This window comes from Myxococcus qinghaiensis (genome assembly GCF_024198215.1).
Lineage (GTDB): Bacteria > Myxococcota > Myxococcia > Myxococcales > Myxococcaceae > Myxococcus > Myxococcus qinghaiensis.
Window position 1 is genome coordinate 365226 of record NZ_JAKCFA010000010.1, and the last position, 20707, is coordinate 385932.

The window sequence follows — 20707 nt, forward strand, 5'->3', positions numbered from 1 at the left end:
GCCCGCCAGGGCACCGCTCAGTCGAGTCGGGCGATCAACAGCGTCTGGAGGGGGAGGTTTCGGATGGGTCGGCTGCTCTCGATGCGGTAGCCCGCGTCGTCGAGGAAGCCCTCCACCTCCGCGGGCGTGTAGGCGTCCGCGCCCGAGGTGACGAAGTAGTGCAGGCCGATGAGGGGCGCGGAGCTGGTCGGGTCCTGGATGTCCTCGCGCAGGTACTCCAGCACGGCCAGCGTCCCCTTGGGCGCCAGCGAGGCGCGGATGCGGCGCAGGAGCGCCACGTTCTGCGCGGGCGTCAGGTGGTGCATCACCTGGAACAACAGCACGCCGTCATAGAGGCCGCCCAGCTCCGCGGTGAGGATGTCCCCGGCCTGGTGCGTGACGAGGTGGCTCAGCCCCGCGGAGGCGATGATGTCCCGCCCCACGCGCACGCTGCCTTCCAAATCCAGCACCGTGGCCTTCAGGCCCCGGTGGCGCAGGCACAGCTCCGCGGCGAACCAGCCATGCGCGCCCCCCAGGTCCAACAGGTTCTTGGCGCCTCGGGGCAGGGGGATGGCGCCCACGACCTCCGGCGCCGCCAGCCGGGCGAGCTGGTGCATGGCGTGGATGTAGTCGCGCCAGCGCGGGTCCTCGGGGGCGAAGTCGTGGATGTCCACCGCCTCGCCCGAGCGCACCACGCCCTCCAGCCCCGTCCACCAATCCCACTGCGCGTAGTTGAACTCCAGGAACGCGCCCACGTACTTGGGCGAGCGCGGGTCCAGCCACCGCTTCGAGCGCGACGCCAGCCGGTAGCGGCCGTCGCGCTGGCGCTCCACCGCCTCGCACGCCACCAGCGCCTCCAGGAGCGAGCGCGTTCCCTCCGGCGACAGCTTCAGCCGCGCCGCCAGGGCCTCCGACGTGGCCGCGCCGTCCGCCAGCGCCGCGTAGATGCCCAGCCGCACGCCCGCCATCAGCGTGCGCGAGGCCATCATACCGAAGAAGGCGTGGGCCAGGGGCTGGGGGGCCAGGTTGAACCAGTCCGCCACACGCTCCAGCAGGTTGTCCGCCTTGAGCCCCAGCCGCATGCGCTCGCCCCCTAACGCTTCTTCCGGGGGAGGGCCAGGGCGGCCAGCCCCACCATCACCAGCGCGGCCTCCGCGCCCATCAGACAGCCCACCTGCTCCGCCTTGCGCACGCCCGTGTAGCGGCAGGTGCCGTCCTCACACGAGAAGCGCGGAGAGCAGTCTCCGCTGCTGCGACAGACGGTGTTCACCCGCCCCGTCCCGTCCTCTCCCTCCGGGTTGTCCCGGTCGGGTCCGCCCTCTCCGGTGGAGGCGTCCGGCAGGGGGATGATGATGCCTCCGTCGCTGGACGACTGAGCGAGCGCGACGGCGGGCAGCAGGAGCGGGAGGCAGGCCAGCAGGGACAGGCCCTGGGCGCGAACGAGGTGACGAAAGGACATGACGGGGTCGTCACCCTAACCGTCCGGCCGCACAGATGCATCCACCGTGGAAACCGGAAGTCGGGGGCAGATTGTCCCACCCCTCCGCCTTCATCTGGTAGCGTACGACCCGCGATGGCCGCCCCCAGAATCCTCGTCGTCGATGACAACCCGGAGCTTCTCTCCCTCCTCACGCAGCTCTTCGAGGATGCGGGCTACGAGGTCGTCGGCGCCAGCCGCGGCAGGCAGGCGATTGAAGTGGCTCGCGCCAATCCGCCGGGCGCGGCCGTCTTGGACATCCTGCTGCCGGACATGATGGGCTACCACCTGGCGGACGCGCTGCGGAAGGACAACGCCCAGCTCCCGCTGCTCTTCATCACCGGCGTCTTCAAGGGCGGCAAGCACGCGCTGGAGGCCCGCCAGAAGTACCAGTCCGCCGGCTACTTCGAGAAGCCCTTCGAGGCACAGAAGCTGCTGGAGGCCGTCACCAAGGTCCTCGCTCCGGAGAAGAAGGCCCCGCCCGCTGGCTCCCTCCAGGACGCCTTCGAGGTGGAGCTGGACATCGACGTGGAGGAGGAGGGCCCGCAGGACGTGATGGAGTTGACGGGCCGCATCAAGGTGACGGGCGGCGGCAACATCACCGCGGAGATTCGCGGCGCCAACCTCACCGCCAGCCCCATGCAGAAGGTGCCGGCCACCCAGGTGCGTCCGCCCACGCCGGGCCGTCCGCCGGACCCTCCGCCCGCGGGCTCGGGAGCGCCGGGAAGCCGCCGGGGCGAGCTGAAGGACAACCTGCCCTCGTTGCTCACCGCCTACTACCTGTCGCGCGAGACGGGTGAGCTGGGAATCCAGCGCGGCAAGGTGAAGAAGGTCGTCTATTTCGAGAAGGGCATGCCGGTGTTCGCCCTCTCCAACCTGCTGGCGGACCGTTTCGGTCAGTTCCTGGTCCGCGTGGGCAAGATCAAGCCCGAGCAGCTCCAGGACGCCTCCGCCGTCGCGGGCGCGACGAACCGGCGCACCGGTGACGTGCTGGTGGAGCGCGGCCTGCTCAAGGACACCGAGCGGCTGTACTACGTGGGCCAGCAGGTGAAGGCCGTCATCTACTCGCTCTTCGCGTGGGAGGACGGCACGTACGTGATGAGCTTCCGGGAGAAGGCCAGCGCGGAGTCCATCAAGCTGGACGTGCACCCGGGCAACCTCATCGTCCGCGGCATCAAGAAGCTCTACAAGCCGGAGCGCCTGCGCCGCCTGCTGCAGCCGGAGGACCGGCTCATCCCCGCGGTGGCCCCGGCGTACCAGCTCAATGAAGTGGAGCTGGAGCGGTGGGAGGCGGAGCTGCTGCCCAAGATTGACGGCAACCGCACCGTCGCGGAGCTGCTGGCGTTCGCCAACCGCCCCGAGCACGTCGTCTACGGCTTCCTGGTGGCGATGATGTCGCTGGGCATCCTGGACAAGCGCTCGTAGCGCGGCCGGGTCGCCGGGCGGGCGCCTGCAGGTGGCGCCCGGTGTCGCGAGGGTTTCAGCCGCCCGTCAGGCGGGAGCCAATCCAGAACAGGCCGAGCGCGCCGGAGCCCAGGGCGACGCCGCGCTGCACCCACATGGTGATGCGGTCGTTGAGGCGGGTGATGCCCTCGGCGAAGAGCAGGCCCACGGTGCCCATGCCGATGAGGATGCCCAGCGCGAAGCCGGGCAGGTACGTCCACGCGGCCAGGCTCATGCTGCCGCCCACGAGCAGCGGGGGCAGGGCGAGCAAGAGCGAGCGCACGCCGCTGACGGCCATCAGCGCGCCGGCGGCGGTGCTGACGGTGTGCACGTGCTCGTGCGGCTCCTTGGAGTGATTGGGCAGGTGGGGGTGGCCGTGGTTCAGGCTGTTGGGGAACAGCAGCGCCGTCACGGCGAGGGCCACCAGCACGGCGCCGCCGAAGATTTCGGCCCAGCGCTCGAAGGTCTCGGACAGGCCCACGCCGGCCAGGAGGCACAGGGAGGCGATGCCGCCCAGCATGGCCGCGTGCCCCAGCGCGAAGCGGAAGGCGGTGGCGATGGCCGCGCGGCGCCGGCCCCCATTCAGGGTTCCGAGCGTGGCCACGGCCGCGCAATGGTCCGGCCCCACGGCGTGGAGCAGGCCCTGGGACAGACCGAGCAGGAAGGCAAGGAGAATGGGCTGCACGACGCGGACCCTACCCGCGCTTCCCTCCGGAGGCCAGCAAGAGGTACCTACGCGTCATGTGGACTGCCTTCCGACCGCTGCCGACCGTGCTCTCGCTCGGGCTTTGTTGGGTCCTCTTCTCCGGGTGTGACTCAGGGAAGAAGCAATTCCAGGAAGCCAATGCGCAATACGAGGCGCTGGTGGACAAGGGCGTGCCGCCGACGGACCCGGCGTGGGACGCGGTCGTGGCGTCCCTGGAGAAGGTGCCCGAGGGCTCGCGCTCGCGTCCGGAAGCGGACAAGCGCCTCGCGGCCATTCGGGGCCTGCGGGGAAGCCTGCCTCCCCGTCCGCTGGCGACCCCTGGCGCGACGGGGCCGGGCACCAGCGAGGCGGACGTGAAGCGCGCCGCGTGCGAGGCGCTGGCGAAGAAGCTGGGACAGGCGACGGATGCCGCGGCGCGCGAGCCATTGCGCACGGCGTTGGCGCAGTGCCACGCGGACCTGGTCAAGCTGGAAGCCAAGAGCCACCCGGAGGGTGAAGAGGGCCACGAGCACGGTGGTGAGCCGCATTGACGTTGCTCACGGATGATTGAGAACGCGCCGGGTTTGTGGCTATGGAGCGCGCATGCCCATGCCCCAAGCAGGTGACGCGGCTCCCGACTTCGTGCTTCAGGACCAGGACGGCAACTCCGTGACGCTCTCGCAGCTCGCGGGGAAGAACGTCGTCCTCTATTTCTATCCGAAGGATGACACTCCCGGATGCACCGTGGAGGCGTGCGCCTTCCGCGACGAGCACTCGGTGCTGGAGGCCGCCGGCGCGGTGGTGCTCGGCGTGTCCGCGGACAGCACCGCGAGCCATCGCAAGTTCGCGACCAAGTTCAACCTTCCCTTCCCGCTGCTGGCGGACACCGAGCACCAGGTGTCGGACGCCTATGGCGTGTGGGGGGAGAAGTCGCTGTATGGACGCAAGTTCCTGGGAATCAACCGCGCCACGTTCCTGATTGGGACGGATGGCAAGGTGAAGCAGGTGTGGCCGAAGGTGAAGGTGAACGGCCATGTGGTGGAGGTGCTCGCCGCGCTGGGGGCGAAGCCGAGTGCTCCGGTGGCGGGAGGGTCCGCGTTAGAGGTGGAGGAGGCGGCGGCGCCCGAGCTGTCCGCGGCGTACGTGAGGGGCTCGGAGAGGGCCGCGGATGACCTCACTCCGCTCTCGGGGACGCCGTTGACGGCGCCGGCGCGGGTGACGAAGTTCGAGCCCTCGAAGCGGAAGTCCGCTGCGACGAAGGCTCCGGCGAGCAAGCCCGCGTCACAGGATGAGGCCGTGGCCACCGAGGACGTCGAGGTGAAGGCGGCGCCCGTGAAGAAGGCCGCGCCCGCGACGAAGGCGGCTGTGCAGAAGGCCGCGCCCGTGGAACAGGCCGCGCCCGCGACGAAGGCGTCCGCGCAGAAGGCAGCGTCTGCTGAAAAGGCCGCTCCCGCGCGGAAGACGTCCGTGAAGAAGGCAGCGCCCGCGACGAAGGGTGCCTCGGCGAAGAAGGCCGTGTCCGCGAAGAAGGGGCCTTTGGCGAAGAAGGCGGCGCCCGCGAAGAAGGCGTCCGCGAAGAAGGCCGCGCCCGTGAAGAAGGCCGCCGCGAAGAAGTCCGCGCCCGTGAAGAAGTCCGCAGCGAAGAAGACGTCCGCGAAAAAGGCCGCGCCCGTGAAGAAGGCATCCGCGAAGAAGGGGGCCTTGGCGAAGAAGTCCGCTCCCGCGAAGAAGAAGTCCGCCGCGAAGCGGAAGTAGCGGACGGCTGTCGTGAAGTAGGCCACTCCCGAAGGGCGTGGACGCGGCGAATCCAGCCTCGTCCACGTCAGCTCCTCCCCTCTCTCCAACTCGACGGCTCCCTCCCGCTCTCCATGCGGCGAGTGCTCGAGCTCGGATTCCTCCGCGCAAGCCGTGCACACGTCGCGCAAAGTTTGCGGCGAGCCGTCTGCTTCTGTCGCGAAGAAGCCTCAGTCCACAGTGTCAGCGAAGAAGACTGTGCGCGAGCACGGCCGAGGGCTTAACTGAGCAAGCGGCCCGAGAGGCCGCCGTGTACCCGTTTCGTGGTGTGGACACCAGGCGTGCCCATTCTCCAGGGATGCGGGGAACTTGAAGACAGACAATCCGAGGAGTGGACATGCGCGAGCGGAATTTCCGACGGTGGGTTCAGGTGGCGGCGGTGACGTTGGGAGTCATGGGCGCGGTGGGCTGTGGTGGGCTTCCCGAGACGGGTGGCAAGCAGCCGGGCGAGAGCCGTGGCGGCCCGTTCGCCCAGCGCGGCGTCCAGCCGGAGGCCCTCCTGGACATGCAGGGCAACGTGCACCCGGAGAAGTCCCCGCCGTGGCTGATGGTCGCGGACCGTGGGCACAACGGCACCATCAAGGACATCGGCTCCAGCATCGACCCGCGCACGCCCAGGCTGGAGGGGAAGCAGAACAACTCCCTCTGGGATGACAAGGGGAAGATGATGCAGGACCGATATGGCATCGAGGGTGGCGCGACCTACGCTCCGGCGTCCCAGGGCCTCGGTGGTGAGGATGGCGCGGTGGTGGGGAGCACGACGGACTACAACCACGGCTGGGGTTACCGCCCGATGGGCTGGCAGGACCGCAACGGCAGGCTGGTGCGCTAGGTCGGTGTCGGGCGGACGGACGGCTCCCTGCCGTCGCCCGTGCCCGAGGATGGGTATCCATCCCTCTGGGGCCTGAGTGGCTCGCCGGAGGGATGGAACATGAACCAGGGAAACATTCGCCGCTGGCTTCTACCCGGCGCGCTGGCGGTGGCTTCGTTGCTGGGCACGGGGTGCGAGCGCGACGAGGAGCGCATCCGTCGGGAGATACCCAGGACGGGCGGTCCGTACCAGGGCGTCGCCAATGACTCGCAGCCCTTGAGCAGCTTCGGCCCAAGGACGGGTGGCTCGGGGACCGGCGGCTCGGGTACTGGCGGCTCGGACACGCCGAACATCGCGCCCGTGCAGGATATCGTGGGCGCGAACCTGCCGCCCACCGCCGTGGGCAATGTCCCTCCGCGAGTGGAGCCCGGCATCGCCGCGGGCTCGCCGACAGCGATTCAGCGCGAGCAGGAGCAGCAGCAGGCGCAGGACGAACAGTCCGCGCCCAAGCCGGGAGTTCCGCCCGCGAACGAGCCACCGGACGGAGTGTCGAGCCCGAAGCCCGGAGATGCTCCGCCTCGCGAGGACTCACAAGTACCGCACTGACCTGGTCCACGGGGCATGTGCCCCGGGTCGTCGTCCTGCTCAGCGGGACGCGAGCATGACCTCGCTCCGTCCATGGGGCGAGTACCCCGTGGTGCCGTCCCGCTCAGCGAGACGCGAGCATGACCTCGCTCCGTCCATGGGGCGCATACCCCGCGGTGCCGTCCCGCTCAGCGAGACGCGAGCATGACCTCGGTGGGGTCCTTGCCCGCGAAGGCGCTGTCGAGCCCCTTGGCGAGCGCGTGGTGCTCGGCGCCGCCCAGCGTGGCGAGCCGGTCCTCCGCGGGGTGCGCGAAGCGCGAGGCGAGCACGTCGAGCCTGCGGTGGGCCTCGGTGATGCGTTCGCGCGGAATCCGTCCGGACTCCACCGCCTTCACCACGGCCTCGATGGCGCGGCGCTGCACGTCCGCCTGATGGCACACCAGGAATAGGTCCACGCCCGCCAGCGTGCCCTGCACCGCGGCCTCCTCCACCGTGTAGTGGTCCGCGATGGCCTTCATCTCCAGGTCGTCGCTGACGAGCACGCCGTCGAACCCCAGCTCCTCGCGCAGCACCCCGGTGAGCACGCGCTCGCTCATCGTCGCGGGCACGCCCTTGTCCAACGCGTCGAACAGGACATGCGCCGTCATCAGCGAGGCCAGCCGCGCCTGCGCGAACGCCCGGAAGGGCACCAGCTCCACGCGCCGCAGCCGCTCCAGGTCGTGCGCGAGCCTGGGCAACGTCAGGTGGCTGTCCGTGGTCGTGTCGCCATGCCCGGGGAAGTGCTTGCCGCAGGAGGCGATGCCACCTGCCTCCAGCCCGCGCGCGAGCGCCACGCCCAGCCGCGCGACCTCCTCCGCGTCCCGGCTGAAGCTCCGGTCTCCAATGACGGGGTTGGCCGGATTGGTGTCCACATCCAGCACCGGCGCGAAATCCCAGTCGAAGCCCACCGCGCGCAACTCGTGCGCGAGCAGCCGTCCCACGCGCTCCACCAGTCGGGCATCTCCGCGCTGTCCCAGCTCGCGCATGGGGGGCAGGGCGGTGAACGGGGCTCCGCGCAGCCGAGCGACGCGGCCTCCCTCCTGGTCCACCGAGAGGATGAAGGGCCGACCCGCGCGCAGCTTCAGCTCGCGGCACAGCGTCGCCGTCTCCTGGGCGGTGCCCACGTTGCGCTTGAAGAGGATGGCGCCATAGATGCCGTCATCCATCAGCGCCGCCAGGTCGGCGTCGATGCGAGTCCCAGGGAAGCCCACCATGAAGAGGCGGGCGCAGTCGCGGTAGAGGGCGGAGGCAGTCACGGCGCGCAGTGTCGCAGAACCCGGGCCCAAGCTGGACTCCGTTCCTTCGCGAGGCGCACCGGGCGTCGTCTGCCCGTCACCTCCCAGGGCGGTCGTGTCCGCCAGGCGCCACCCGGAGGGCCACCCTCGGGCGGGTGTCGCCGCCCCCCCGCATCGCTACGTTGAAGCGCGGCGGAAGGGCCCTCCGCGCCCACCCGCCCACCAGCCGGGGGAGCACGGGACGATGATTCAAACCGAGCGTGTCTACCACCACCTGGAGCCGGGCGACTCGGAGGGAGCTCGCTTCCTCGTCGAGCGGCTGTGGCCCCGAGGTATCAAGAAGACCCACCTGAAGATGGATGGCTGGCTCAAGGACGTGGCGCCCAGCGCGGAGCTGCGCAAGTGGTACGGCCACGACCCCGCGCGCTGGGAGGAGTTCCAGCGCCGGTACGCCCAGGAGCTGCGCGAGCACCGCGAGGCGCTGGATCCGCTCGTCGAAGCGGCCCGGAGAGGGGACGTGACGCTGCTGTACAGCGCGCGGGACGAGGCCCACAACAGCGCCGTGGCCCTGAAGGAGTACCTGGAGCGCGGGCTGCGTCCAGCCAGGCGTCATGCGCGTCGGCGCCCGACGGTGCATTGACACAGGGGCTTGTTCCGCCACGGACGGCTGCTACAAGGGCCCCGGGATTCCGAGGCACCTTCCGCGCCTCCGTTCAATCGAGGCCCTGATGGATTTCGCCGCGCTCGAGTTGTCTCCACCCCTGCTCCAAGTCCTCGCCGAGCTGGGCTTCCAGTCGGCCACGCCCATCCAGGCGCAGAGCATCCCCGTGCTGCTCCAGGGCAAGGACCTGGTCGGCCAGGCGCGCACCGGCAGCGGCAAGACGGCGGCCTTCGCGTTGCCCATGCTGCGTCAGGTCCAGCTCCAGGACCGACGGCTCCAGGGTTTGGTGCTCTGCCCCACGCGTGAGCTGTGCGCGCAGGTGGCGGGCGAGATTCGCAAGCTGGGGCGTCGGCTGCCGGGGCTCCAGGTGCTCGTGCTGGCGGGCGGGCAGCCCATCCGGCCGCAGTTGGAGGCGCTGGAGAAGGGCGCGCACATCGCGGTGGGGACGCCGGGCCGGGTGATTGACGTGCTGGAGCGCGAGGCGCTGGAGACGAAGCGGCTGGGCACGCTGGTGTTGGACGAGGCGGACCGGATGCTCGACATGGGCTTCCGCGACGACATGGAGCGCATCATCGGCGCGATGCCTTCCCGGCGTCAGACGGTGCTCTTCTCCGCGACCTTCCCGCCGGACATCGCGGCCCTGAGCCGCGCGTTCCAGAAGGACCCCGTGCGCGTGACGGTGGAGGACACCGAGGCCACGCCCGCGATTCGTCAAGTCCGCTACGACACGAAGCCCGAGGAGAAGACCCAGCAGTTGCTGCGCGTGCTCCGGCTCTACCAGCCGGCCTCCGCCATCGTCTTCTGCAACCACAAGGCGACGGTGGTGGAGCTGACGAAGGCGCTCTCAGACGCGGGCGTCAGTGTGGACGGGCTCCAGGGGGATTTGGAGCAGTTCGAGCGGGACCGCGTCATGGCGAAGTTCCGCAACCTCACCACGCGGGTGCTCGTCGCCACGGATGTCGCGGGGCGAGGCATCGACGTGGAGGCGCTCGACGCCGTCATCAACTTCGACATGCCCTTCCAGCCGGAGCCGTACGTGCATCGCATTGGCCGCACGGGACGCGCGGGGCTCACGGGGCTCGCCATCGCCCTGGTGGCGCCGAACGACAAGCGCAAGGTGGAGGAGATTGAGCAGTCGCTGGGCCTGAAGCTGGAGGTGGGCGACGCGGCGGAGCTGGAGGCGGCGGCGTCGAAGCCGGGCTCGCTCGGCTCGGAGTGGGAGACGCTGTACATCTCCGCCGGGCGCAAGGACAAGATGAGGCCGGGAGACATCCTCGGCGCGCTCACGGGCGAGGCGGGTGGGTTCGCCGCCACGGACGTCGGCAAGATTGAGATTCAGGACCACATCGCCTACGTCGCCATCGCGCGCCGCGTGGCGAAGAAGGCCTTCCAGCACTTGAGCGAGGGCAAGATCAAGGGCCGCAAGCACAAGATTGAGCGCGTGAAGTAGCCGCCCGGTTGATGGGCGTCGGCCCACTTCAGGGAGCAGTGCCGCCGATGGCGGCGTGACACAGCCACGTCTGGCGGAGAGGCATTGCCTCTCAGGAGAGCGGGAGCTTGCGCACCTCTGCGAGGTGCTCGCGGGCAAGCCTTCGCACGAAGTCGGCGACTCTGCTCAGGGGCGCGGGAAAGGGTGCCTCGTCCAGCACGGCGAGGGCCTCGTCGAAGTTCTCCAGCTCACGTTGGGCCTCTGCCCGCAGCAGCCGGTGCTCGTCCGAGTCGGACGCGCGCAGCGTCGCCACCACGTCCATGTTGTCCATCGCGGCCCTCGTGCGCAGCCGGAACGAGACCCATGGCGCGCCCTCATGATGAGGCGCGTTGCTCATCCACCAAAGCTGCTGACGGAGTTCCCACTCCCGCATCGGTTCCTGGGCAAAGCCTTTGCGCAGCAGGAGGAGGAGCGCGGCCTTGTTCGGCCGTTCGAGCCTGGGGGCCTCCTTCCAATCGAGGGGCCGCGTCGAGCGCATCACCCGGGCCGTGCTGGACTCCCGCGAGACACGGGCTCCCAGTGCCTCGAAGCGCGCCGCGAGCTTTTCCGCCTCCTCCGGACTCCATGCTCCGAGTCGGACCGGAAGTCCGTCGAGCACCTGCTTCGCCTTCGTCGCCGTCTTCCCCAGTTCACGGCTCAGCAGGTGTGACACCGCGGTGCGCTGCCTGCCCGCGTGTTCGAGGGTTATCTGGGTGACCTGGGTGACTGCTTCCTCGACGGCGATGGGCTTCTCCACGAGGCGCCGCGCGTCGCGGACCCAGAAGAACTCTCGGCAGGCGGAACAGCGTGAGATGAGCGGGGGCACCATGAATGATGGGGGCTCGTCGCACCAGCCATCCGTCCAGCAACTCACTCCCAGCGTATTGAATGTCGCCAGCGTGGGCGCTCGGTGCGGCGCGCCACAGTGAGTGCAGGCGAGAATCACATCAGGGCCGGGCATCATGGCCCTTCAGCCTACTTGCGCAGCAGCGTCCCCTCGAAGAAGAACGCGACGCACGCGGCGAGGATGAGCCACGTCCACAGCGGCACGGTGGGTCGGTCCTCGTCGCCGCTGGACGCCTTCACCGTCTCCTCGCCGAAGTACGCGGTGAGCGTGTCCTGCGGCACGCGCGTCAGGTCGCTCTCCGCCGGGTCGAGCATCGCCGCGAAGGACAGCGCCGGCTGCATCTTCCCGTCCGCGCCGAGTACCGAGTACGCCCCCGGCTCCAGCACCGGCCCCGCCACCACGGAGCCGTCCGGCTGCTCCTTCACCGGCAGCTCGCTCCCGTCCGGCGCCTTCACTGCTGTCACCTTCTGCGCGCCCTCCGGCCGCAGCGTCACCAGCTCGCCCACGCGCACGCGCACCTCCTCGCGCTCCTCCAGTGAGCCCGTGAGATACGCCGCGAAGCGCTGCATCAACGGCAGGAAGCTGGTGCGGATGGCGAAGTCACTCCAGTCGCGGTCCACCGTGCTGGTGAACATGGCCACGCGGCCCTTGCCCTTGCGCATCACCGCCACCGCGGGCGCCCCGTCCTCGTACGTGGCCAGCACCTGGCTCGCGCCGGGCGACGCCGGGTTGTCCGCCTCCAGCAGCATGTACCGGTAGAAGCGCGCGCCGATGAGGCCCTCCTCCGCCCGCCCCGTGAAGGGCGAGAAGAGCACGTGCTCCTGCTTCACCTGCGCCAGTCGCGCCGCCTTCGTCTCCGCTTCCGGGTCCGTCTCGCGCTCCGCGCTGGTGCGCACCACGCGCAGCGGCCTGGGCAGCACCGCTCCCAACCGCTGGTTGTAGTCCTCCGTGTTCACCCGGTCGCCCATGCTCAGGAACAGGCCGCCGCCGTTCTCCACGAAGGCCTCCAGTCGCGCGGCCTCCTCCGGGTTCGGCGCGGGCACGTTCAACAGCAGCACCAAATCGTACGCGGTGAAGTCCTCGCGCAGGCCGACCTCCGAGTCCCGCACGGCGACCTCCACCGGCGAGCCCGGCGCCGTCAGCGCCGCGTCCACGAAGAATGCCTCGTCGCGGTAGCGCGTCGCGTGGGGCGCGCCATTCACCACCAGCGCCTTCAGCGCCTTGGGCACCGGCAGCACGAAGGCCCGTCGGTCATCCTCCACCAGCGAGTCCGACGCCAACGTCACCTGACCCACCACCGTGCCGCCCTGCGGGAAGCGCACCGTCAGCGCCTTCTGCGTGGTGCCACCCGCGGGCACGTCGACGAAGCCCTTGGCCAGCGTCGTCTCGCCCGTGCGCACCGCGGCCTCCAGGTCCTTGGCCGCCTCCGTCCCGAAGTTGCGCACCGTGAAGGTGAACTGGAACGAGCGCGGCCCCGCCTGGAGCGCGGGCTCCACCTTCAGGTCCACAATCGCGTGGTTGTTGAGCGCCTCGCGTCCCTCGGCCACGTCGCGCAGCACGACTTCGGGCTTCACCGGCGCGCCCGTGGGGCCCTTCACCGTGGGCGGCGGTGCCTCCAGCCGGAACGCCGAGGCCGCCATGTCGGAGACCACCACCAGCCGCTTGGCGGCCATGGGGTTCTCCTCCAGCGAACGCGACGCCATCTCCATGCACCGCGACAGGTCCGCCGCCCCGTAGGTCGGCTTCGCTTCATCCACCAGGCCCCGCAACCGCGCGCGGTCGAACCCCGGCGGCGGAGGCGCGGCGGGAGAGCTGGTGCACACCAGCACCGTGGCCGGCTCCTCGGGCAGCAGGTCCTTGAGCGCGTCGCGCGCCTCGTCCCGACCTCGCTCGAAGAGCGACGTCCCGTCCGTCCAGCGCATGGACAGCGACGCATCCAGGATGATGGCCGTGGCGGCCGGGCCCTTCACGACTTGAGCGGCCTGCGCGTCGCGGCTCAGCTCCGGCCGGGCGAGGGCAATCGGAATGGCCAGCAGGATGAGCGTGCGCAGCGCGTACAGCAGCAGGCGCTTGAGCTTGAGGCGGCTGGCGGTGCGCTTCTGGCTGCGCAGCACGAAGGCCAGCGGGCCGAACGGATGGGGACGCGGCCGACGCCGGTCGAACAGGTGCACCAGCAGGGGGATGAAGGCGCCCAGCGCGCCCAGGAGCATCCACGGATTGCCGAACGTCACTTGCGCCTCCCGCGTCGCCCCAGGTAGCGCAGCAGCACGTCATCCAGCTTCTCGTCGGTGCGCACCAGCTCGTAGTCCACGTCCGCCTCCGCGCACGCGGCCTTCACGCTGGCCAGGAAGGCGTGGAACTCCTCCAGGTAGCTCTCCTTGATTTCGCGCGGGTTCACCTCGATGCGGCCCTCGCCCTCCATGTCAAGGAAGAGCGTGGGGTCATCGAAGGGGAACGTCAGCTCCGCCGGGTCCACGACATGGAACAGCGACACGTCGTTCTTTCGCTGTCGCAGCGCGAGCACCCGCTTGAGCGCGTCCTGCTTCTCGTCGAGCAAATCCGACAGGACGATGACGGTGGACCGGCGGGGCAGCACCTCCGCCAGGTGGTCCGCCGCGCTGCCCAGGTCCGTGCCTCCGCCCGGTGACGTGGCGTCCAGCGTCTCCAGCAGCACGTTGAGGTGACCCGCCGACGCGCGCGGCGGCACGTCCTTCCACTTGCCGCCGGTGAGCAGCGCCAGCCCCGCCGCGTCCTGCTGACGCACCAGCAGGTAGCACAGCGCCCCCGCCAGCGTGGTGGCGACCTCCAGCTTGTTCATCGCGCCGCTGCCGTAGCCCATGGAGGCGGACGCATCCACGACCATGACCGAGCGCAGGTTCGTCTCGTGCTCGAAGCGCTTCACGTAATACTTGTCGAACTTGCCGTACGCCTTCCAGTCCAGGTGGCGCAGCTCGTCGCCGGGGGCGTATTCCTTGTGCTCGGCGAACTCCACGCTCTGCCCCTGGTGGGGGCTCTTGTGGAGGCCGGACAGCACGCCCTCCATCACCGCGCGGGCACGCAGCTTCACGCCCTTGAGGCGGGCCAGGGTCTGGGCATCGAGCAGCACGCGGCGCTAGCCCTTCACCACCGTGAGGAGCTGGTCGATGAGCTTCACGGAGGTGATGCCCTCGCTCTCCGCGGTGAAGTTGGGCAGCACGCGGTGGCGCAGCACCGGCCTCGACAGCGCCCGCACGTCCTCCACCGTGGCCACGAAGCGGCCGTGGAGAATCGCGCGCGCCTTGGCCGCGAGCACCAGGTACTGGCTCGCGCGAGGCCCCGCGCCCCAGGACACGTTCTTCGCCACGAAGTCCGGCACGCCGGGCTCCTTGGGACGGGTGTTGCGCACCAGCTCCACCGCGAAGCGCACCACGTGGTCCGGCACCGGCACGCGCCGCACCAGCTCCTGAAGCGCGAGGATGCGCTCGGGCGAGAGAATCTTCTCCAGCTTCGGCTGCTCGCCGCCCGTGGTGCTCTTGACGATCTGCACCTCTTCCTCGGCCGTGGGGTAGCCCACGTCGACCAGGAACATGAAGCGGTCCAACTGCGCTTCCGGAAGCGGGTACGTGCCCTCCTGCTCAATCGGGTTCTGGGTGGCGAACACGAGGAAGGGCAAGTCGAGCGGATACGTCCGGCCGCCCGCGGTGATGCGGTACTCCTGCATGGCCTGGAGCAGCGCGGCCTGCGTCTTGGGCGGCGTGCGGTTCACTTCGTCCGCGAGGATGATGTTGGCGAACAGCGGCCCCTGCACGAAGCGGAAGTTGCGGCGGCCGGTGTTGCGGTCCTCCTCCAGGATGTCCGTGCCGGTGATGTCCGACGGCATCAGGTCCGGGGTGAACTGGATGCGGTTGAAGGAGAGGTTGAGGACGTCCGCCAGGGTGGAGATGAGCAGCGTCTTGGCGAGGCCCGGCACACCGACGAAGAGGCAGTGGCCTCGGCTGAAGAGCGAGATGAGCAGGTGCTCGACGACTTCCCGCTGGCCGACGACGCGCTTCTCAATCTGGCCGACGATGGCGTTGCGAGCCTCGGCGAGCTCCTCGACTGCGCGGAGGTCGTCGCTCGAGGGGTCGGGCACGGGACGTGGGGCGGGGGCGGCGCTTTCCATGGAAGGAGTCTCTTAATTCGCGGGCGGCGCCCGGACCAACGGTTTCCTCCTTCCGAGCAGCCGAGTCGTGAGGTGGCAACCGTTGGAGCGGGGGGCTATTCCGCTGTCACACACTCCGAATCAGGCCGCCCGGGGCCTTTGGCCCTCGCGCCTGCACGCCCCCCGAGCAGGGCCAGGCCCCCGAGGGACAGGGGGAATGCCGCTTCGAGGACATGCTGCTTACCGTCTCCGGAGATCCGGCCTCCGACGGAAGGCGGCCGGCTCCGGGGAGGTCGCATGCGGTCAAGGCGAGCGGGGCGTTGGTTCCACGGCTGGCGGGTGCTGGGGCCCGTGGCCCTCCTCTGGGGGGCCGGGCTGGCGTGTGGCTCGGAGCAGGACGCCCCCGAGCCCTCCTCCGAGGAGACCGCCCCACCGGGCCCCGGCGGGGTGTCGCCCTCCGGGCCCGGAGCGCCCCCCACGGAGTCGACCTCGCCGTCCGACGGGGTGCTGCCCCAGGGCACCCTCTGGGAGACCCGGGTGGGAGGCCCTCAGGACGACACGCCCACCGGTGTCGCCGTGGGCCGTGGCGGGGACGTGGTGATGGTGGTGTCCCAGACACCCCGGCAGGACTCGGACCGCGAGCCGGTGGAGGGGGAGCTGCTGGGGGTGGAGCTGGCGCGGTATGCGCCGGAGGGCACGTCTCGCTGGGTGCAGGACTTCCCCCGGGAGCGGCTGTCGGACCTGCGCGTGGCGGCGTCGCCGGGCACGGACGGCGCGGTGTTCCTCACCGGCAATGCGTTCCTCTACCCGGCGAACTTCGGGCTGGGGGCGACGCAGGACGGCTTCGTGGTGCGCTTCAACGGGGACGGGCGCGCGACGTGGCAGCAGCGCGTGGGGCAGAAGGCGCACGCTGTGGCCGCTGACCCGGCCGGAGGCGTGGTGGTGGCGGGGGAGGAGTGGGAGGGCCAGGTGGAGGACCCGGTGCTGACGCACTACGCGGCGGACGGCTCGGTGCGCTGGACGCGGCGCTTCACCGGCACGGGAGAGGGCACGGCGCTGCACGCGGTGGCGCTGGCGCCGTCGGGGCGGACGGTGCTCGCGGGGCAGCTCTCCGACACGCTGGAGGTGGATGGCGAGTCGTTCGGCGCGAAGGGCCGACGCGGCTTCGTGGTGCTCGCGTTCGACGAGGCCGGGAAGCTGGTGTGGGGGCGCGAGCTGCCGGGCGCGAAGGGGAGGGTGTCTTCGGTGGCGGTGGGGCCGGACGGCGCGGTGACGGTGGCGGGCGACTTCGCGGGCCTGCTGGTGTGGGGCGGCACGTCGCTGGGGACGCAGGGGCCGTTCGTGCTCGGCGTGGGCGCGGAGGGTGAGGTGCGCTGGCTGAAGCAGCCGGAGTGCGGCGAGCAGGCCCAGGAAGGCGTCGCGGCGGCGGTGGATGACGCGGGCGCGGTGACGGCGGCGTGCGGTGACGTGCTCACGCGCTACGCGGCGGATGGGACGCAGCAGGGCGAGCGGAAGGTCCCGGTGGAGGGCTGCGCGAGCGGACAGTGCTCGCTCGCGGTGACGGGGCTGGCGGTGGTGCCCGGGCGCGGACTGGCGGTCGCCGGTTGGCAACGCGATGGCGCCGGGGACACGTGGAACCAGGATGCGTTCCTGCGGGTGGTGACACCGGAGTGAGCGGGCCCGGACGTTCGTCGGCGAGCGTCCCTCCACGTCTTCGTATCAATCCGAAGCAGACCCAGGCGCCGTGCAACACGCTCGGGGTTGCTCGGATGTTTGTGTAAAATTCGAGAGACATTGCTCGCTGTTCCGTCGTGACGGTGTGGTGTGTTGCTCGCAGTCGGACACATGGAGTTCCTGGGATGGAGCTTGAGTGATAGCTCAGGCTGGAATTCGGTATTTCGAGGTAAAAGCCGAATCGAAGCCGACGAGCCCTGTTTTCATCCCATCCTGGAAAGAGACACCATGAGTCCCTTGAGAGTCGTTGCATCCCTGTCGCTGTGGGGCGTGCTGTCAGCCTGTGGCGGCGGTCCGTTGCCCGAAGAGGTCTCCGAGACAGCCTCCAGCAAGGCCGCGCTGGACTGCGCCGCCCTGAGCACGCCCGTCTATCACCGCATCCGGGTGAGCAACGGCGACAGCCTCTACACGCTCAACGCGAACGAGGCCGCCAACGCCGCGACGAACTACGGCTACACCGATGACCGGGGCGTGGCCTTCCGAGCCTCCGGCATCCCGGGCACGGGACTGTCCCCGGTGTATCGGTTGTACAGCCCGAGCCGGAACGAGCACTTCTGGACCATCGACGCGGCGGAGAAGCAGCAGCTCGCGACGCAGGGCGGGTTCACCACGGACGAGGGGACGGGCTTCTTCGCGTCGACGACGGCGGAGCCGTGCCTGGTGCCCGTCTACCGCTATGCGAATGACACGCTCCGCAAGCACCGCTTCGCGACGACGGCGGCGGAGCGCTCGGCGCTGAGCGCGGCGGGCTGGGTGGACGAGGGCATCAAGTTCCACGCGGCGCCCACGACGGCGCAGCCCGTGGACACGAAGTTCACCCTGGTCATCATCCCGGACACGCAGAACGAGCTCGTCACGCAGTCCACGCTGATTGACCACCGGATGCAGTGGCTGGCGGACAACAAGAACGCGCTCGACATCCGCTTCGTGGGCCACACGGGAGACATGGCGAACTGGGACACGGCGGACCACATCCAGTACGTCCGCGCGAGCAACGCGTTCCAGAAGCTGGATGCCGCGCAGATTCCCTATGCCATCGCCATTGGCAACCATGACACCGCGGCGACGTGCCCCGGTGGCAGCGCGTGCCCTGGCAACGTGAATGCGAACCTGCGCAACACCACCACGTTCAACACGTACTTCCCGACGACGCGGTTCCGCGCGCTGGCGGGCGTGTTCGAGGCGGGCAAGTGCGACAATGCCTATCATACGTTTGTGGCGGGCGGGCTGAACTGGCTGGTCATCAACGTGGAGCTCTGGGCGCGGACGAACGCGGTCAACTGGGTGAAGAGCGTGGTGGAGCAGCACCCGCGTCACAACGTCATCGTGCTGACGCACTCGCACCAGACGAGCGGAGGCGGCATCGAGCAGGGCAATGGCGGGTATGGAAACAACAGCCCGCAGTACGTGTTCGACACCGCGCTGAAGCCGTACGCCAACGTGCGGTTCATCTTCTCCGGGCACGTGGGCACGGCGGCGTACAGCGAAGTCACGGGCACGCAGGGGAACAAAATCTACCAGATGCTGACCACGTACCATGACGGGTCGTCGAACCCGACGCGGCTCATCGAGATTGATACCGCGGCGAACACGTTCTCCTCGCGGGTGTACCTGCCGTACACCAACGTGGAGAAGCAGGATGGGACGAAGTTCACCATCTCCAACGTGAACTGGGTGCGCTGACGAAGCGAAGGGGCCGGCGGAGCAGGTCGGCCCCTTCCGCGGAGCCGTCGTCCCGCCGCCAGGGAGGGAGTGCTGGCGGTCCCGCACCTTGTCGGGGAATGATGGAGACGCACCTCGCACGGCGACTCTCCACGAACCACAGCCCGGGCCGAAGAGGGGTGCTCAACTTCGGTCTGGAGGTTCACTGATGCGTCGTGTCCTGGTGATGATGGCTGCGTTCGTCGGTCTGTCGTGGTTCGGCTGTGGTGGCGCGGTAGGTGACGTCGCTGGTGAGGAGCTCGCGGTATCCTCCGAGGAGCTCACGGCGTGTTCGGCCACGTGTCCCACGGGCACGGTCAGTTGTCCGGCCTCGACGACTTCCTGCTCCGCGACCAACAATGTCGGAGTGACGTGTGACGGGACGTTCTACCCATGTGTGGCGAGTCCAGCTTGCTCCGACTCCCTGCCTCGGTGCTCTGCTTATGCGAGCAGGACTTGCAGCACGACTGGGGCGCGGGTGGATTGCTGTTTCAGCAGTTCCAGGCCTGGTGTGTGCATCTGCAAGGAAACCACGGGGCGCAGGTATGAGTGTTTCGACGTGTAGCCGCTGAGCAGGCCTAATACTACTTGATCAGATGCGGGATGGCCCGAGAGGAGGAGCGCGAGCTCCGAGTCTGCGGAGGCACAGCGGGCAATGGCCGATGCGGCGCAACAGCAGGTGCTGAAGGCGACGTCGAACCTGGGGCAGCGTCCACGGCGTCTTGCTCCGGGGGGAAAAGCGCTCGACGGAGCGCGAGGAAACCGTGGGCCACCATGCACAGCGTGGCGTGGTGATGAAAGCCTCTCCAGGTGCGGCCCTCGAAATGGTCCAGCCCCACTTCGCCCTTCATCTCCTGGTAGTCCCGCTCCACGCGCCAGCGCAGCTTTGCCAGGGTGACGAGGCGTTTGAGAGGCGTATCCGCCGGCAATGACGAGAGATAGAACTTCGTCGGCGCGACTTCCCCCTGCGGCCACTCACACAGCAGCCATTCGGGAGTGCCTGGTGCTTTGCGGGCGACGTGGCCTTCGGCGACCTGGATTCGCACCGCGGCGAAGGTGGACGACTGCGTGCCACGACTGCCCTCGCGCCAGCTGACACGGCGGTACTCCTCTTCGGGCAACTGGCGCGCCAGCTCTTCAATCGTCCAGGGCTGCACGCCGCTGTCGGTGACGAAGCGCGTCCGGGGGCGCCCGTACTCGCCCTCCTTCTTCACGGGCAGGTGCGGCGCAGCTCCTGGAGGCCATACCTTGTGTTGCCCTGGCACGCCGACGAGGTAGGGCAGTCTCCGGGCCGTGAGTCCTTCGCGGAACTCTCGGCAGTTGCCATACCCCGCATCCGCCAGGACGACGTGCCGCCGCACGCCCCATCTCAGTGCGTCATCCAACTGCTCCAGCGCCAGCTCCCATTTGCGCGCTGCTCCCACCGTCTCCGGGACACCCGCCGCCTTGCGCCGCGCCGTGTCCGTCACCCATTCCTCGGGCAGGTACATCCGCATGCCGATGCATCCGCTGCCTCGCGGCCCCGCAAGATGCAGGCTGACGGCCACCTGGCAGTTGTCCGTGCGCCCCAACGTGCCCGAGTACTGCCGGGCCACCCCCACCGAGTGCTGCCCCTTCTTGGGAAACCCCGTGTCGTCCACCACCAGGGCCTCCAACTCCGGCACCTCGGTTTCCAGTTTCCTCGCCAGTCGTTCTCGCAGCGCCTCGTCACTCCACGTCCCCTGCGAGATGCACTGCTGTAGCCGCTGGCGCATCGCCTCCACCTCGCGGGCGTCCTCGACCAGTCGGGACGCCATCGGCTCGATGCTCTTGCGTTCCCCGTCCAGCAGCAGGCCCGTCACATAGGCCTCCATGGCCCGGCGCCGCTCCAGCCGTCCCATGCCGACCACCATCTCATCGAGGTAGGCGCTCAGTGCCTCATCCAGCTTGCGCAGATGTGCGGGTGTCATCCCGACCGTAGATCATGACCGCCACCTGGATTCAAGTGACCGGGTAGTACTAAGAGCCTGTTGAAATGGAGCGAGCCAGCCAGGGCGTTGAAGAAACAAGATGCCGGACCTCCCAATGCCCTCGCGCACGCCGTATCCGAGCGACCTGACGGACGAGCAGTGGGCCCTTATCGAGCCGT

Annotated in this window: 18 protein-coding genes; 9 read left to right on the plus strand and 9 right to left on the minus strand. The window is 69.4% G+C overall.

The window, feature by feature from the left end; all coding sequences use genetic code 11:
• Positions 1 to 17 precede the first annotated feature (17 nt).
• Positions 18 to 1061, minus strand: coding sequence for a methyltransferase (locus LZ199_RS21410; protein ID WP_253995584.1), 1044 nt, complete (start codon positions 1059 to 1061; stop codon positions 18 to 20).
• A gap of 11 nt (positions 1062 to 1072) precedes the next feature.
• Positions 1073 to 1438 carry an MXAN_6627.5 family MYXO-CTERM protein gene (locus LZ199_RS21415; protein WP_253995585.1) on the minus strand — a complete coding sequence of 122 codons (366 nt, stop codon included), beginning with the start codon at positions 1436 to 1438 and terminating at the stop codon, positions 1073 to 1075.
• Positions 1439 to 1552: 114 nt separating this feature from the next.
• Here LZ199_RS21415 and LZ199_RS21420 point away from each other — a divergent pair, with 114 nt between their 5' ends.
• Positions 1553 to 2881 (plus strand): response regulator, encoded by a 1329-nt coding sequence (locus LZ199_RS21420; RefSeq protein WP_163864013.1) that lies wholly within the window; start codon positions 1553 to 1555, stop codon positions 2879 to 2881.
• 55 nt (positions 2882 to 2936) lie between these two features.
• On the opposite strand, the gene LZ199_RS21425 is transcribed toward LZ199_RS21420, so the two are convergent.
• Positions 2937 to 3584 (minus strand): hypothetical protein, encoded by a 648-nt coding sequence (locus tag LZ199_RS21425; RefSeq protein ID WP_253995586.1) that lies wholly within the window; start codon positions 3582 to 3584, stop codon positions 2937 to 2939.
• A gap of 56 nt (positions 3585 to 3640) precedes the next feature.
• Between LZ199_RS21425 and LZ199_RS21430 the strand changes: the two genes are divergently transcribed.
• From LZ199_RS21430 to LZ199_RS21445, 4 genes are all read left to right on the plus strand, one after another.
• A complete protein-coding gene (locus tag LZ199_RS21430) occupies positions 3641 to 4135 on the plus strand; it encodes a hypothetical protein (protein WP_253995587.1) in 495 nt (164 codons plus the stop codon).
• Between the two features lie 58 nt (positions 4136 to 4193).
• The gene (gene bcp, locus LZ199_RS21435) at positions 4194 to 5339 is read left to right on the plus strand and encodes a thioredoxin-dependent thiol peroxidase (RefSeq protein ID WP_253995588.1); all 1146 of its coding nucleotides are present in this window, start codon (positions 4194 to 4196) and stop codon (positions 5337 to 5339) included.
• Positions 5340 to 5715: 376 nt separating this feature from the next.
• Entirely contained in the window at positions 5716 to 6210 is a 495-nt protein-coding gene (locus tag LZ199_RS21440; RefSeq protein WP_253995589.1) for a hypothetical protein, read from the plus strand.
• 99 nt (positions 6211 to 6309) lie between these two features.
• A complete protein-coding gene (locus tag LZ199_RS21445) occupies positions 6310 to 6795 on the plus strand; it encodes a hypothetical protein (RefSeq protein WP_253995590.1) in 486 nt (161 codons plus the stop codon).
• Positions 6796 to 6962: 167 nt separating this feature from the next.
• On the opposite strand, the gene nagZ is transcribed toward LZ199_RS21445, so the two are convergent.
• Positions 6963 to 8027, minus strand: coding sequence for a beta-N-acetylhexosaminidase (gene nagZ, locus LZ199_RS21450; protein WP_256569313.1), 1065 nt, complete (start codon positions 8025 to 8027; stop codon positions 6963 to 6965).
• 265 nt (positions 8028 to 8292) lie between these two features.
• Here nagZ and LZ199_RS21455 point away from each other — a divergent pair, with 265 nt between their 5' ends.
• Positions 8293 to 8688 (plus strand): DUF488 domain-containing protein, encoded by a 396-nt coding sequence (locus LZ199_RS21455; protein ID WP_253995592.1) that lies wholly within the window; start codon positions 8293 to 8295, stop codon positions 8686 to 8688.
• A gap of 88 nt (positions 8689 to 8776) precedes the next feature.
• Entirely contained in the window at positions 8777 to 10159 is a 1383-nt protein-coding gene (gene dbpA, locus LZ199_RS21460; RefSeq protein WP_253995593.1) for an ATP-dependent RNA helicase DbpA, read from the plus strand.
• Positions 10160 to 10250: 91 nt separating this feature from the next.
• Here dbpA and LZ199_RS21465 read toward each other — a convergent pair whose 3' ends face one another.
• From LZ199_RS21465 to LZ199_RS21480, 4 genes are all read right to left on the minus strand, one after another.
• Positions 10251 to 11006, minus strand: coding sequence for a hypothetical protein (locus tag LZ199_RS21465; RefSeq protein WP_253995594.1), 756 nt, complete (start codon positions 11004 to 11006; stop codon positions 10251 to 10253).
• A gap of 146 nt (positions 11007 to 11152) precedes the next feature.
• The gene (locus LZ199_RS21470) at positions 11153 to 13255 is read right to left on the minus strand and encodes a BatA domain-containing protein (RefSeq protein ID WP_253995595.1); all 2103 of its coding nucleotides are present in this window, start codon (positions 13253 to 13255) and stop codon (positions 11153 to 11155) included.
• Complete coding sequence (locus tag LZ199_RS21475) at positions 13252 to 14130, minus strand: DUF58 domain-containing protein (RefSeq protein ID WP_253995596.1); 879 nt, start codon at positions 14128 to 14130, stop codon at positions 13252 to 13254. Before LZ199_RS21475 ends, LZ199_RS21470 begins: the two co-directional genes overlap by 4 nt.
• Positions 14131 to 14136: 6 nt before the next feature.
• Positions 14137 to 15165 (minus strand): AAA family ATPase, encoded by a 1029-nt coding sequence (locus tag LZ199_RS21480; RefSeq protein ID WP_163864002.1) that lies wholly within the window; start codon positions 15163 to 15165, stop codon positions 14137 to 14139.
• Positions 15166 to 15441: 276 nt separating this feature from the next.
• Here LZ199_RS21480 and LZ199_RS21485 point away from each other — a divergent pair, with 276 nt between their 5' ends.
• Positions 15442 to 16818: a hypothetical protein gene (locus tag LZ199_RS21485; RefSeq protein ID WP_253995597.1), complete on the plus strand. Its 1377-nt coding sequence runs from the start codon at positions 15442 to 15444 to the stop codon at positions 16816 to 16818.
• Between the two features lie 288 nt (positions 16819 to 17106).
• A complete protein-coding gene (locus tag LZ199_RS21490) occupies positions 17107 to 18561 on the plus strand; it encodes a metallophosphoesterase (protein ID WP_253995598.1) in 1455 nt (484 codons plus the stop codon).
• Positions 18562 to 19163: 602 nt separating this feature from the next.
• On the opposite strand, the gene LZ199_RS21495 is transcribed toward LZ199_RS21490, so the two are convergent.
• A complete protein-coding gene (locus LZ199_RS21495) occupies positions 19164 to 20528 on the minus strand; it encodes an IS701 family transposase (protein WP_253995599.1) in 1365 nt (454 codons plus the stop codon).
• Positions 20529 to 20707 lie beyond the last annotated feature (179 nt).